A 12,838-nucleotide genomic window follows, 5' to 3' on the forward strand; every position below is an offset into this window, starting at 1 on the left:
CCGCGCGCGGCGTGCTCACGCACCGAGGCTCGCGAGGTCGTCCCACACGATGACGATGTTGCGGGATCGCCAGACCGGCCCCGGATCGATGTATTCGCCGGCGGGCCGGCCGTGCAGCGCCGCATAGAACGCAATCGCCGCGTCGTTGCCGTCGACGACGCTCAACGCGGCGCCTCGATATCGCAATCGGCCCAGATGCGTCGCGAGCCGGGCGAGCAGCTGGCGGCCGATGCCGCGACGCTTGAATCCGGGATCGACATACAGGAACTTGATCTCGCCACGGCCGTTGAATATCGGATCGGACGGTGCGCCGGCGGCGCCGATGCCGACGATCCTGCCGTCGATCTCCGCCACCAGCACAAGCCGGTTCCCGTCGTTCGACGACAGCTTTTCATTCCATTGCTTGTGGCGATAGTGTTCGTCGAGAACGGCGTGCGCTTCGGCCGGCGCGAGATCCCGGTAGGTATGCCGCCAGACCTTGACATGAAAATCGGCGATCGCCTGCGCATCGCCGATCGTTGCGGACCGGATGGATAGGCCAGTCATTGAGGACGCTCCCGGAGGCATCGCGCCGACGGGCGCGATGTGCACGACGGATTGTGGACGATCCGTGCAACGCTGTCGAACGACCTTCGCGGCCGCGCGATCCAGCGATCAATCCGTCGCGGCGTCTTTTACCCCCGCCCGCGGCGCATCCTGAGCGTCGCCGACGGCGATTCGCCGAACGCCCGCTTGTACTCGATCGCGAACCGCCCAAGGTGCGCGAAGCCCCATTTCAGCGCCACGTCGGTGACCGACGCGAGCCCTGGCGTGTCGTCGGCCAGCAGTTCGTCGCGCACATGTTGCAGACGCAACTGCCGTACGAAGCCCATCGGTGTGATCCCGTGGCGATTGCGGAAGCCGGCGAACAGCGTGCTCGGGCTGACGCCGGCGAGATCGGCGAGCCGTTCGATCGTCAGCGGCTCGTCGAGATGCGCGCGGACGTATTCCTCGACACGTCGCACGTAGAACGGCGCGAGCGGTGCCGGCGCGGAACGGGTGCCGTTGCGCGCGGTGTTCGGGTGGCCGTACAGCAGCAGGTTCAGCAACGTCGATTCGAGCTGCTCGAACGCGAGCGGATGACGCAGCGGATGCGCGTCCGTCGCGATCGCGCCGGCGAGCACCGGCAGCATCTGCGCGAGACAGGCGCCCTGCGGCGACGACAGGCTGAATTCCGGTTCGAATTCCACGGGCATGCGCCGGTCGTCGCCGAAATGCCGCTGCGCGTGGCGTTCCATCACGTCGCGCTCGATGCGCAGGATGACTTGCGGACACGCTTCGCCCCATCGCATCCGGAGCGGCAGCGTGGGCGACAGCAGCGACGCCGTGTCGGGCGACGACACGAAGCGCGTCGCGCCGCATTCGATGTCTGCGTCGCCGCGCAGCGGAATCTGCAACAGATAGAAATGTTCGAGCGGCCCCGGTTCGATCGACACCTCGCCGCCGTAATCGAGCAGGTTCAACGACAGGTTGCCCCAGCGCGCATGATACATGCAGCTGTGCAGCGCACGCGATTCGCCGGTCGGCGTGAGCCGGTGCGGCTTGAACACGTCAGCGACGCGCGCGCGCACCTCGTCGACGTCGTTCGACTGCAGCAGCAGCGTGTCGTGATTGAAACAGGCGGCGTCGGCCAGCCAGCCGGTTTCGGAAAATTGCGCCATCGAAGTTCTCCCGTCGTGCTCGATCGCACTCGCGCCGTGCATGCATTCCCGATATCGGGGAAGGCGTCGCACGATCCGGACAGCGCCCGGAGTATCCGGATAGTCCGTCCTGCGAAACACGCAAGTCCCGCGCAAGCCATGCAAGAAGCGGACCGTTCGCGCATCGTAGAAAACTGTGCGGGCTGTCCGCATCCGCACATACCCGCGGTCGGCCGCGGCACGCCGGCCCGCGGCGGCCGCTGCCGCAGGTTTCCGGAATTCGCGGATACCGGCCGAAGAAAGCGGATAGAAGCGTGCTTTTCGGCGGCCAATACTGGGCCGTCACCGAAACCAACCGCACGGAGGGACACATGAACGGACGTCACATCGAGATTCCATCGCCGGACGGCGGCGCGTTCCGCGCGTACCTGAGCACGCCGGCCGGCGGCACCGGGCCGGGCATCGTGCTCTGTCACGAGATCTTCGGCGCGAACGCGACGATGCGGGACGTGGCCGACTACTACGCCGAGGAAGGCTATACGGTGCTCGTGCCGGACCTGTTCTGGCGCCAGTCGCCGGGCATCGAGCTCGGGTATGCGGCGGCCGATTTCGAGCGCGCGATGGCCCTTTATCGACAATTCGACGAAAACAAGGGTGTCGAGGACGTCGGCGCCGCGCTGGACGCGCTCCGCCAGCGGCCGGAATGCACGGGCAAGGCCGGCGTGCTCGGCTACTGCCTCGGCGGCAAGCTCGCGTACCTCGCCGCGTGCCGGCTGCCGGGCGCGGCCGCGGCGGTCAGTTACTACGGCGTGGGCATCGAGCATGCGCTGGACGAAGCCGCGCACCTGCATGGGCGGCTCGTGCTGCAGATCGCGGCGCAGGACCGCTTCTGCCCGCCCGACGCGCAGCAGCGCATCGCGGATACGCTGTCCGGCCGCGACGGCGTCGAAGTCTACGTCTACCCCGGCGTCGACCACGCGTTCGCCCGCGCCGGTGGCGATCATTACGACCAAGCCGCCGCGGTCATGGCCCACCAGCGCGCGATCGCCGCGTTCCGCGCCGCGCTCGGCCCGCACTACGACCTGTCCGCGCTGTGGGAAACGCATCTGAAGCACGAGTTCGACACGCGCAACGTCGACGCAACGATGGCCACGATGGTCGCCGAGCCGTACGTCAACCATATTCCGACGCTGACGGGCGGCGTCGGCCACGACGAGCTCAAGCGCTTCTACACGCATCACTTCGTGCATGCGAACCCGCCCGACACGACGATCACGCCGATCTCGCGCACGATCGGCGCGAGCCAGATCGTCGACGAGCTGCTGTTCTGCTTCACGCATACCACCGAGATCGACTGGATGCTGCCGGGCGTCGCGCCGACCGGCAAGCGCGTCGAGATTCCGCTCGTCGCGATCGTCAAGTTTCGCGGCGACAAGCTCTATCACGAGCACATCTACTGGGATCAGGCGAGCGTGCTCGTGCAGATCGGGCTGCTCGACCCGTCCGGCCTGCCGGTCGCGGGCGTCGACACGGCCCGCAAGCTGCTCGACGTCACCGTGCCGTCGAACGGCCTGATGCGCCGCTGGCGCGACAGTGCATCGTCCACAGGTGCGCGCTGACGCGGCCCCACCCTCACCCCATGATTCACGGAGACACCCCATGAATGCCCTTGCTGGCAAAGTCGCGCTCGTCACCGGCGGCGCCACGCTGATCGGCGCCGCGGTCGCGCAGGACCTGAGCCGCGCCGGTGCGTGCGTCGCGATCCTCGATCTCGATGCGGACAACGGCGCACGCGTGGCCGCATCGCTCGGCGAACGGGCGCTGTTCATCGCACTCGACATCACCGACGACCGCGCGATCGAGCGTGCGATCGCGACGATCGTCGAACGGTTCGGCGCGATCGACGTGCTCGTCAACCTCGCGTGCAGCTATGTCGACAACGGCATCCACGCGACCCGCAATGACTGGCTCGCGGCGATGGACGTCAACGTCGTGTCGGCGGCGATGCTCGCGAAAGCCGTGCATCCGCACATGGCCCGGCGCGGCGGCGGCGCGATCGTGAACTTCAGCTCGATCTCCGCGCAGTGCGCGCAAACCGGCCGCTGGCTGTATCCGACCTCCAAGGCCGCGATCCGCCAGCTCACGCGCAGCATGGCGATGGATCTCGCGCCCGACCGGATTCGCGTCAACTCGGTGTCGCCCGGGTGGACCTGGTCGCGCGTGATGGACGAGCTGACGCACGGCGACCGCGCGAAGACCGATCGCGTCGCCGCGCCGTTTCATCTGCTTGGCCGCGTCGGCGATCCGTCGGAAGTCGCGCAGGTCGTCACGTTCCTGTGCAGCGACGCGGCGAGCTTCGTGACGGGCGCCGACTACGCGGTGGACGGCGGCTACGCCGCGATGGGCCCCGAACAGGCGGTGCCGGCGATTCCGCGGCTCGCGGAGTGACCGCGCTGCCGCACTGTTTCCCTCGATCATTCCGGCCGTCACGCGGCCAACCAAGGACACTCCCATGAGACGCATCGCTATCGTCGGCGCCGGCCAGTCCGGCCTGCAACTCGCCTTCGCCCTGCTCGGCCAGGGCTACCACGTCACGCTCGCGACCAACCGCGACGCGGAGCAGATCCGCTCGGGCAAGGTCATGTCGAGCCAGTGCATGTTCCACACGTCGTTGCAGATCGAGCGCGATCTCGGCCTGAATACGTGGGAGGAAGCGTGCCCGTCCATCGAAGGCATCGGCATCGCGGTGCCGCACCCGGACGGCCACGGCCGCAAGGCGATCGACTGGTCGTCGCGGCTGACCCGCTACGCGCAGTCGGTCGACCAGCGCGTGAAGATGGCCGACTGGCTCGACGGCGTGCGCCGCCGCGGCGCGGACGTACGCATCGGCGACGTCGGCGTGCCCGAACTCGAGGAACTCGCGCGCAGCCACGACCTCGTGCTGCTCGCGGCCGGCAAGGGCGACATCGTGAACCTGCTCGGCCGCGACGAGGCACGCAGCCCGTTCGATCGCCCGCAGCGCGCGCTGGCGCTGACCTACGTGAAAGGGATGACGCCGAGCGAGCCGTATTCGCGCGTGCGCTTCAACCTGCTGCCGGGCATCGGCGAGTACTTCGTGTTTCCCGCGTTGACCACCACCGGCCCGTGCGAAATCATGGTGTTCGAAGGCATCCCGGGGGGCCCGCTCGACTGCTGGGCCGACGTGAAGACGCCCGAGCAGCATCTGGACCGCAGCCTGTCGTTCCTGCAGCAGTACGTACCGTGGGAGTTCGAGCGCTGTCGCGACGTCGCGCTCACCGATCCGAACGGCACGCTGGCCGGGCGCTTCGCGCCGACCGTGCGCAAGCCGTTCTTCCGGCTGCCGTCCGGCCGCACCGTGTTCGGGATGGCCGATGCGGTGGTGGTCAACGATCCGATCACCGGCCAGGGTTCGAACAACGCCGCGAAATGCGCGAGCGCGTATTTCGATGCGATCGTCGCGCACGACGCCGCACCGTTCGGCGAAGACTGGATGCACCAGACGTTCGAACGCTACTGGGCGTATGCGCAGCATGTCGTGCGCTGGACCAACTCGCTGCTCACCCCGCCGCCGCCGCACATCCTCGAACTGCTCGGCGCGGCCGGCCAGTTGCCGTCGCTCGCGAAGACGATCGTCGACGGTTTCGACGATCCGCGCCGGTTCGCGCCGTGGTGGTTCGAGCCGTCGGCGTGCGCGGCGCTGATCCGCGAACACAGCGTGCGTGTGGAGTAATCGTCATGGAAACCATCGTTACCGAACGTACGGCCCTCGACCCGATGCAGTTGCGCGCCGCGTTCGGGCAGTTCCCGACCGGCGTCACCGTGATCACCACGTGCGCGGCCGACGGGCGCAAGGTGGGCCTCACCGCAAATTCGTTCTCGTCGCTGTCGCTCGACCCGCCGCTCGTGCTGTGGAGCCTGCGCAAGCTCGCGCCGAGCCGCCCGGATTTCGTCGCGGCGACCCACTTCGCGATCAACATCCTCGCGCACGACCAGATCGACCTGTCGCGCCGCTTCGCGACGCCCAGCGCCGACAAGTTCGACGGCGTGCCGCACGCGGATTCGGGCAGCGGCGGCGTGCCGTGCCTCGACGGCGCGAGCGCGCGCTTCGTCTGCCGCAACGTCGGCCATTACGAAGGCGGCGACCACCTGCTCTTCATCGGCGAGATCGAGCAGTTCGACACATTCGGCAAGGCGCCGCTCGTGTTCCATGCCGGCCAGTATCGTGCGATCGCCGATCATCCCGATCTTTCACGCACTATTTGATTAGTACATACAAGTAAAACTTCAGGAGGTGGTGAACATGAAATTCGGCTCTCGCCTGCTCGTCGCCGCGGGCCTCACGATCGCCGGCCTCGCCGGCCATGCGCCGGCCCATGCGGCCGACCTGCCTGCGGTCAACCTCGGCATGACCAGTTTCCTCGACGGCATGCCGCCGGCCGGCGCCGGCTGGTACGGCACGCAGTACCTGCAGTACTACACGGCCGGCCGCGTCAACGACAATGCGGGCAACAAGGTCGGGTTGCCGAAGCAGGACATCGACCTGTTCGCGGGCTTGAGCCAGCTCGTCTACCAGTCGCCGCTGACGTTCGCGGGCATGCATCCGGGCCTCGACGTGATCCTGCCGTGGATCGCGTCCGCGCGGACCGACGACGGCATCGGCAACGTCGCGCTGAACGCGCGCGCCGGCTTCGGCGATCTGCTGATTGGCCCATTCGTCCAGTTCGAGCCGGTGATGGGCGCGCAGGGCCCACGCTTCGCGCAGCGCGTCGAATTCCAGTTCATCGTGCCGACCGGCGCGTACGATCCGTCGCGCGCGATCAATCCGGGCAGCCATTTCTGGTCGTTCGATCCGTACTGGGCCGCGACGCTGTGGCTCACGCCGAAATGGACCGTATCGTGGCGGCTGCACTATCTGTGGAACGCGACCAACCATCAGCCGGCCACGGCACTCGGCCCGGACGTGGCGTCGACGCAGGCCGGCCAGGCGGTCCACGTGAACTTCGCGACCGAGTACGAAGTGCGGCCCGGCCTGCGGCTGGGGCTCAACGGCTACTGGCTGCGCCAGACCACCGACATGAAGGTCAACGGCCAGGACGTGCCGGGCACGCGGGAAGCCGTGTTCGCGATCGGGCCGGGGGCGATGGTCAGCTTCTCGCCGCACGATCACCTGTTGTTCAACACGTATTTCGAAACCCATGCGCGCAACCGGGCACAAGGGACGCGGATGGTGCTGCGCTACGTGCATCACTTTCGGTGACGCACGGCGCGCCGGCCGTCCCGATCCGGCGCACGCCGCTTCGAGGGTTAGCCGCAGGGGGCAGCCGTGAAGGCGGTGGACTACGGCTCGTTCCATGATCGACCATGGGTCCAGGATGCATTGACGCCGCTATGGTCGACCTGTCTCGCGGCGCCACCTGGGGAGGGAGCCTCCATGAAGCCTGTTGCCGCGCCGGCCGCCGAATCGCCCCGGGGCCGGCACGTCGAGTCTGAATCGATGCACGCGAAGCCGCGTCCGCGCGCCGCTCACGGCGCGACGCCGACGAACGTGGGCAGCAGCACGCGATAGACGTGAATCATCGCCGGGCCGAGCAGCACCATCATCAGCGCGGGGAAGATGCAGAAGATCAGCGGAAACAGCAGCTTCAGCGCGATCTTCGCCGCGCGTTCCTCCGCGCGCATCCGGCGCCGCGTGCGCAGCATGTCCGACAGCACGCGCAGCGATTCGCCGATGCTCGTGCCGAACCGGTCCGCCTGGATCAGCATCGCGCAGAACGATTCGATATCCTCCACGCCGGTGCGCAATGCGAGGTTGCGCAGCGCCGTCTCCTTCGTGAAGCCGGAGCGCATCTCGAGCAGCAGCAGATCGAGTTCGCTCGCGACCACCTCGCTGCGAAACCGCAGCTCCTCGCTCACCTTCATCAGCGCCGCGTCGAGCCCGAGCCCCGCCTCGACGCACACCGTCAGCAGGTCGAGCGCGTCCGGGAAATCCTCGAAGATCTTCTGCTGGCGCACCTTGACCCGCTGCGACAGCACGATGTTCGGGATGTAGTAGCCGATGCCGGCGAGCGCCACGAGGATCAGCGACAGCAGCGCGCGCTCGTCGCCGAGCGACGTCGTGATCAGCGCCAGCAGCGCCGCGCACGGCAGACCGAGCGCGAGCACCGTCTTCGCGGTGAAATACAGCGCGGCCGCGCTCTGGTTACGCCAGCCGGCATTCATCAGCCGGATGCGCAGCGGCGAATTCTCCCAACCCTCCTTCGGCACCGACAGCTTCGAGATCGGGGTGGACAGCTCGACCAGCTTCGCGACCCAGCGCGACGCCGTGTCGTCGGCGTCGCCCGGACCGGCGACGGCGCCCGCCCCGGTCCCGCCGGCCTGCTGCAGCCGGCGCTGGATCCCACGCGGCGCGAACAGCAGCATCGCGACGAGCACGCCGCCGGCCACGAAGATGAACAAGCCGCCCAGCATCACGGCCTGGACCACGCTCAGGTTTTGCATGACAACCTCGCAACGGTTCGTTATTCGGCTCGCGCGTCAGACGCGAATGCGCACGATTCGGCGGATCCAGAACAGGCCGAACAGCATCGACACCAGCATCGTGCCGACCATCCGGATCCCGGCCGGATCCTCCCAGAGCACCGACAGGAATTCGCGGTTCAGCAGCGCCATCACCGCCGCGGTGCCGAACGGCAAAAGCCCGAGAATCCACGCCGACAGCCGCCCTTCCGCCGACAGCACGCGCACCTTGTCGAACAGCTTGAAGCGCTCGCGGATCAGCCCTGCGATGCTGTCGAGCAGCTCGGCCAGGTTGCCGCCCGTCTCGCGCTGGATCAGCACCGCGATCACGAAGTAGCGCAGGTCCTGCACCGGCACGCGCGTCGCGAGGTTCATCAGCGCGTCGTGCAGCGACACGCCGTAGTTGACCTCGTCGAACGTGACGCGGAACTCGCCGCCCATCGGTTCGGAAAACTCGTCGCCGACCATCCCCAGCGTGCTCGTGAACGAATGACCGGAGCGCAGCGCGCGCGCGATCATGTCGCAGATCTCCGGCAGCTGCCGTTCGAGCTTGCGCATCCGCCGGGCGCGGCGGCGCAACACGTACATCATCGGCCCCCACCCCACGAACAGCGCGATCGGCACCGCGGCGAGCTGCGGCGCCCGCGCGAAACTCGCCGCGAACCACGTGAGCGCCGCGAACGTCGCGCTGAGCGTGATCAGCTTCGGCAGCGTCCAGTCGAGGCCCGACTGCTGGATCACGAGATCGAGCGCATGCACGCGCGGCAGGCGCAGCAGCAGCCGGTCGAACGGCTTCGACTCGTCGAGCATGCGTTTCTTCAGGATCGACAGCCGCTCCTGCTGCACGTTACCGCCGGCCGACATCGCGCGAATGCGCGATTCGATCCGGCGCGCGGCGGCGCCGTGCCGCGCGTTCCACCATTGATAGATGCCTTCGATCGACAGCACGACCGCGACGAAGGTAAGAATCACAAAACCGTAAAAGATCGCATTCATGAGCCTCTCCCCGGCAGCACACGACGCCCTGGCGTCAGTCCGCCTCGTACCGCGTGGACGGGTCGTACAGCGAATCCGGCAGGTTGATGCCGAACGCCTGCAGCCGCTCGACGAACTTCGGCCGCACGCCGGTCGCGCAGAAGTGGCCGCGTACCGAGCCGTCGCGGTCCACGCCCGTACGCTTGAACGTGAAGATCTCCTGCATGTTGATGATGTCGCCCTCCATCCCGGTCAGTTCCTGGATGCTGATGATCTTGCGCTTGCCGTCCGTGAGGCGCGCCGCCTGCACGACCACCGAGATCGCCGACGCGATCTGCTGGCGCATCGTCTTCGGCGGCAGCGTCAGGCCGGACACGCTGACCATGTTCTCGAGCCGCGTCAGCGCGTCGCGCGGCGTGTTCGCGTGGATCGTCGCGAGCGAGCCTTCGTGGCCGGTGTTCATCGCGTTGAGCATGTCGAGCGCTTCGGCGCCGCGTACTTCGCCGAGGATGATCCGGTCCGGGCGCATCCGCAGCGCGTTGCGCACCAGCGTGCGTTGCGTGATCTCGCCCTTGCCCTCGATGTTCGGCGGGCGCGTTTCGAGCCGCAGCACGTGCGGCTGCTGCAGTTGCAGCTCGGCGGCGTCCTCGATCGTCACGATCCGCTCGTTGCGCGGAATGAAGCCGGACAGGATGTTGAGCAGCGTCGTCTTGCCGCTGCCGGTGCCGCCCGACACCAGCACGTTCACCTTCGCGCGCGACAGCGCGTCGAGCAGCTCGGCCATCGGCGGCGTCAGGCTGTGGTAGCGCACCAGGTCGTCCATCTTCAGCGGGTTGACCGCGAAACGACGGATCGACATCAGGGGCCCGTCGATCGCGGACGGCGGGATGATCGCGTTCACGCGCGAACCGTCCGGCAGCCGCGCGTCGACCATCGGGCTCGATTCGTCGATGCGGCGCCCGACGCGCGACACGATCTTCTCGATCACCTTCATCAGGTGCGCATCGTCGTAGAACGTCACGTCGGTCAGTTCGAGCTGCCCGCAGCGCTCGACGTAGACCTGCCGGTACGTGTTCACGAGGATGTCGGAAATGCCGGGGTCGCGCAGCAGCGCTTCGAGCGGGCCGAAGCCGAACATCTCGTCGTACACGTCGATCGCGAGCTGGCGCCGCTCGATGTCGTTCGCCGGCATCCGCTCCTCGTCGAGGATCCGCGCGATCAGCGAGCCGATCTCCATGCGGACCTGGTCCGGGTGCAGCCGCGACAGGCGTTCGAGTTCCACGCGCTCGAGCACGGCCAGGTGAATTTCGCGGCGCAGCTTCTGGTATGCGTCGCGCACCGACGAATGCGCCGGGCCGGCCGTCTCGCTGCCTGTCGCCACCGGCTGGGCCCGGTGCAAGGACATCTGTTCGCGCAATGACATGATGGTTCCCCGTAAGAATTACATCGACTTGAGCTTCGGCGTGGCCTTGCGGCCGAACAGCCGGGACATCAACGGCTCGCTGTGCGTCGCGCTGCGTCCCGCGCGCACCTCGCCGTCGACGAGTTGTTTCGCATAGCCCTGCAACGCCCGTGCGACCGCCGAGCCGCGTGCGAGCCGCGACACCGGGTGGCCCTGGTTGATCGCTTCGAGCACCGTGTCGGCGTCGTCGGGAATCGTGCAGGCCGCCTGCAGCCCGAGCACTTCCTCGAGCGCGGTGCGGGTCCGCTCGCTCGCGCGCGTCGCGCGGTTCACGATCAGCCGCAACTGGTCGGTCGAATAGCCGAGCGACACGAGGATCTCCAGCAGCCGGCGGCCGGCGCGCACGTGCGGCATCGCGGGCTGCAGCACGAGCTGGATCTGGTCGCTGCGATCGAGCGCGACCATCGACAGCGGATTGATGCCGACGCCGACGTCGAAGATCACGAAGTCGTAGCGCGGCGCGGCCACGCCGAGAATCCATTCGAGCGCGTCCTCGCGCATCTCGGCGGCCTTGACCGGGTCGCCGGCGCCGGCCAGCACGTGGAAGTTTTCCGTCACGTGCGCGACGCTCGCATCGAGAAACGCGCTGTCGAGCCGCTCGATCTGCGCGCACAGCTGCGGCAGCGTCGACGGCGGGGTTTCGTCGCTGACGAGGAACGCCGCGTCGGCGAACTGCTGGTTCACGTCGATCAGCAGCACGCGGCGTTTGAAACCCTCGGCGATCTCGAACGCGACGTTGCTGGCCGCGAAGCTCGTGCCGGCGCCGCCCTTGCACGACATGAACGACACGATGCGCGTGTCGTCGGTATCGCGCCGCGTGCTCTGCGCGGCGGCCCGGCCGAGCGCGTGGCCGAGCGCCTGCGGATCGAGCGGCCATTGCAGCACGTCGCGCGCGCCCGCACGCATCGCATCGAGCAGCACGTGCGGCGATGCGTCGGACGTCACGAGGATGCAGGTCAGGCCCGCATGCGCGCGGCAGATGCGCTCGATCGCCGACAGCTCGAACGGTTCGAGCGACGTGCCGTCGACCAGCAGGATGTCGAACGCGTCGAGCCCGTCGGTGCGATGTTCGATCTGCGACGGCCGGCCGGTGGCGCGCGTCGTCCGATAGCGTCCGCAGTCGGCCACGAGACGCGCGATCTGCGTGAGCCGCGCGGTATCGTCGGAAGCTACGAGGATATTGATCATGTCGTGTGCCTCGTCTTTTCGATTAGTTGCAGGCGGAGCCGCCCGTCGCGGAATTCAGGCTTTCGCGCGGCAGCGTCGTCGTGAACGGCGGCATTTTCAGCGTGACGTTCATGAACGGGATCATGGTCTTGACGGTGACGTTCGTGACGCTCACCGTCACGAACGAACACGTGTTGATGTCGCAACTCGACGGCGTGTAGTTGACCGACACGTTCGCGTTCGACAGCAGCGGCAGCAGCGATCGCACGCGCTTCACGACGCCCGCGGCGTTCACGTCGCAGACGACCGCCGTGCGTGCGCCGAGGCGCACGGCTTCGCTCGCGGTGTTCCAGTAGAACAGCACGCGGCCGAACTCGAAGATGCCGATCAGCAGCATGATCAGCACCATCGCGACGAGGGCGAATTCGACGATCGCCGCGCCGCGCTGGGCGCGCCGGCGGGACAGCGGAACATGGCGCGCGGTCATGATACTTGCCTCATCACGGTGACGATGTTGCCGAAGGTGATCGACGGCAGCCCCGGGTACGCGGGAATCGGCTGGTACTTGTAGCCGCTGATCTTCACTTCGACGACGTTGATCGCGCCCGTGGCCGTGCCGCTTGCCGCGTTGTTGTTCGAATCGTAGGTCGGCAAGTTCGCGAATTGCGCCGGATCGGACGCATCGCTGCAGCCGGTCGTGTGCTGCGCATCGCAGATCGTGACCATCGACGTCGTGAGCCCGGGTACCAACTCGGTGCCCGACATGCCGCACGTCGTGCTGCCGTAGACGACCAGGCACTGCGCCTGCGCCACCGGATACGCGCTGTCGGTCGGCAACCAGACCGACAGGTAGCGCGCCGCGTCGCGGGTTGCCTTGGTCAGCGTCTCGTACTGGTAGATCGCCCGGCCGAATTCGGCCACCCCGGTCGCCAGCATGATCATCGGCATCAGCACGAGCGCGAACTCGACGGCGACGGCGCCGCGGGTGCGCGAACGACGAATCGACGGCTTCTTCATG

At 67.6% G+C, this 12,838-nt stretch carries 13 protein-coding genes; 5 read left to right on the forward strand and 8 right to left on the reverse strand.

Annotation, left to right across the window (positions count from 1 at the left end):
• Positions 1-15: 15 nt before the first annotated feature.
• Both CFB49_RS33775 and CFB49_RS33780 read right to left on the reverse strand, forming a co-directional pair.
• Entirely contained in the window at positions 16-546 is a 531-nt protein-coding gene (locus CFB49_RS33775) for a GNAT family N-acetyltransferase (RefSeq protein WP_069619965.1), read from the reverse strand.
• A 128-nt stretch (positions 547-674) separates the two neighbouring features.
• Positions 675-1,700 carry an AraC family transcriptional regulator gene (locus CFB49_RS33780; protein WP_089493552.1) on the reverse strand — a complete coding sequence of 342 codons (1,026 nt, stop codon included), beginning with the start codon at positions 1,698-1,700 and terminating at the stop codon, positions 675-677.
• Between the two features lie 350 nt (positions 1,701-2,050).
• Here CFB49_RS33780 and CFB49_RS33785 point away from each other — a divergent pair, with 350 nt between their 5' ends.
• The 5 genes from CFB49_RS33785 to CFB49_RS33805 all read left to right on the forward strand — a co-directional run bounded on the left by CFB49_RS33785 (position 2,051) and on the right by CFB49_RS33805 (position 6,957).
• Entirely contained in the window at positions 2,051-3,298 is a 1,248-nt protein-coding gene (locus tag CFB49_RS33785) for a dienelactone hydrolase family protein (RefSeq protein WP_089493747.1), read from the forward strand.
• Between the two features lie 40 nt (positions 3,299-3,338).
• The gene (locus CFB49_RS33790) at positions 3,339-4,127 is read left to right on the forward strand and encodes an SDR family oxidoreductase (RefSeq protein WP_050015314.1); all 789 of its coding nucleotides are present in this window, start codon (positions 3,339-3,341) and stop codon (positions 4,125-4,127) included.
• 64 nt (positions 4,128-4,191) lie between these two features.
• On the forward strand, positions 4,192-5,430 hold the full coding sequence (locus tag CFB49_RS33795) for a styrene monooxygenase/indole monooxygenase family protein (protein ID WP_089493553.1): 1,239 nt from the start codon (positions 4,192-4,194) through the stop codon (positions 5,428-5,430).
• Between the two features lie 5 nt (positions 5,431-5,435).
• On the forward strand, positions 5,436-5,963 hold the full coding sequence (locus CFB49_RS33800) for a flavin reductase family protein (RefSeq protein ID WP_069619960.1): 528 nt from the start codon (positions 5,436-5,438) through the stop codon (positions 5,961-5,963).
• A gap of 37 nt (positions 5,964-6,000) precedes the next feature.
• The gene (locus tag CFB49_RS33805; RefSeq protein ID WP_089493748.1) at positions 6,001-6,957 is read left to right on the forward strand and encodes a SphA family protein; all 957 of its coding nucleotides are present in this window, start codon (positions 6,001-6,003) and stop codon (positions 6,955-6,957) included.
• A 266-nt stretch (positions 6,958-7,223) separates the two neighbouring features.
• On the opposite strand, the gene CFB49_RS33810 is transcribed toward CFB49_RS33805, so the two are convergent.
• From CFB49_RS33810 to CFB49_RS33835, 6 genes are read right to left on the reverse strand one after another with little or no spacing between them, the layout of a single operon-like run.
• Complete coding sequence (locus tag CFB49_RS33810; protein WP_089493554.1) at positions 7,224-8,198, reverse strand: type II secretion system F family protein; 975 nt, start codon at positions 8,196-8,198, stop codon at positions 7,224-7,226.
• Between the two features lie 36 nt (positions 8,199-8,234).
• Entirely contained in the window at positions 8,235-9,212 is a 978-nt protein-coding gene (locus CFB49_RS33815; RefSeq protein WP_069619957.1) for a type II secretion system F family protein, read from the reverse strand.
• Positions 9,213-9,246: 34 nt separating this feature from the next.
• Positions 9,247-10,614: a CpaF family protein gene (locus CFB49_RS33820; protein WP_069619956.1), complete on the reverse strand. Its 1,368-nt coding sequence runs from the start codon at positions 10,612-10,614 to the stop codon at positions 9,247-9,249.
• Positions 10,615-10,632: 18 nt separating this feature from the next.
• Positions 10,633-11,841 carry an AAA family ATPase gene (locus CFB49_RS33825; protein ID WP_089437954.1) on the reverse strand — a complete coding sequence of 403 codons (1,209 nt, stop codon included), beginning with the start codon at positions 11,839-11,841 and terminating at the stop codon, positions 10,633-10,635.
• Between the two features lie 22 nt (positions 11,842-11,863).
• Entirely contained in the window at positions 11,864-12,307 is a 444-nt protein-coding gene (locus CFB49_RS33830; RefSeq protein ID WP_089493555.1) for a TadE/TadG family type IV pilus assembly protein, read from the reverse strand.
• Complete coding sequence (locus CFB49_RS33835) at positions 12,304-12,837, reverse strand: TadE/TadG family type IV pilus assembly protein (protein ID WP_089493556.1); 534 nt, start codon at positions 12,835-12,837, stop codon at positions 12,304-12,306. The genes CFB49_RS33830 and CFB49_RS33835 overlap by 4 nt, the downstream gene beginning before the upstream one ends.
• Position 12,838 lies beyond the last annotated feature (1 nt).

Source organism: Burkholderia sp. AU17457 (genome assembly GCF_002223255.1).
Classification (GTDB): domain Bacteria; phylum Pseudomonadota; class Gammaproteobacteria; order Burkholderiales; family Burkholderiaceae; genus Burkholderia; species Burkholderia sola.

Coding starts and splice junctions, on each gene's coding strand:
- CFB49_RS33775 (WP_069619965.1), bottom strand. CDS start 546: ATGACTGGCCTATCCATCCGGTCCGCAACGATCGGCGATGCGCAGGCG.
- CFB49_RS33780 (WP_089493552.1), bottom strand. CDS start 1,700: ATGGCGCAATTTTCCGAAACCGGCTGGCTGGCCGACGCCGCCTGTTTC.
- CFB49_RS33785 (WP_089493747.1), top strand. CDS start 2,051: ATGAACGGACGTCACATCGAGATTCCATCGCCGGACGGCGGCGCGTTC.
- CFB49_RS33790 (WP_050015314.1), top strand. CDS start 3,339: ATGAATGCCCTTGCTGGCAAAGTCGCGCTCGTCACCGGCGGCGCCACG.
- CFB49_RS33795 (WP_089493553.1), top strand. CDS start 4,192: ATGAGACGCATCGCTATCGTCGGCGCCGGCCAGTCCGGCCTGCAACTC.
- CFB49_RS33800 (WP_069619960.1), top strand. CDS start 5,436: ATGGAAACCATCGTTACCGAACGTACGGCCCTCGACCCGATGCAGTTG.
- CFB49_RS33805 (WP_089493748.1), top strand. CDS start 6,001: ATGAAATTCGGCTCTCGCCTGCTCGTCGCCGCGGGCCTCACGATCGCC.
- CFB49_RS33810 (WP_089493554.1), bottom strand. CDS start 8,198: ATGCAAAACCTGAGCGTGGTCCAGGCCGTGATGCTGGGCGGCTTGTTC.
- CFB49_RS33815 (WP_069619957.1), bottom strand. CDS start 9,212: ATGAATGCGATCTTTTACGGTTTTGTGATTCTTACCTTCGTCGCGGTC.
- CFB49_RS33820 (WP_069619956.1), bottom strand. CDS start 10,614: ATGTCATTGCGCGAACAGATGTCCTTGCACCGGGCCCAGCCGGTGGCG.
- CFB49_RS33825 (WP_089437954.1), bottom strand. CDS start 11,841: ATGATCAATATCCTCGTAGCTTCCGACGATACCGCGCGGCTCACGCAG.
- CFB49_RS33830 (WP_089493555.1), bottom strand. CDS start 12,307: ATGACCGCGCGCCATGTTCCGCTGTCCCGCCGGCGCGCCCAGCGCGGC.
- CFB49_RS33835 (WP_089493556.1), bottom strand. CDS start 12,837: ATGAAGAAGCCGTCGATTCGTCGTTCGCGCACCCGCGGCGCCGTCGCC.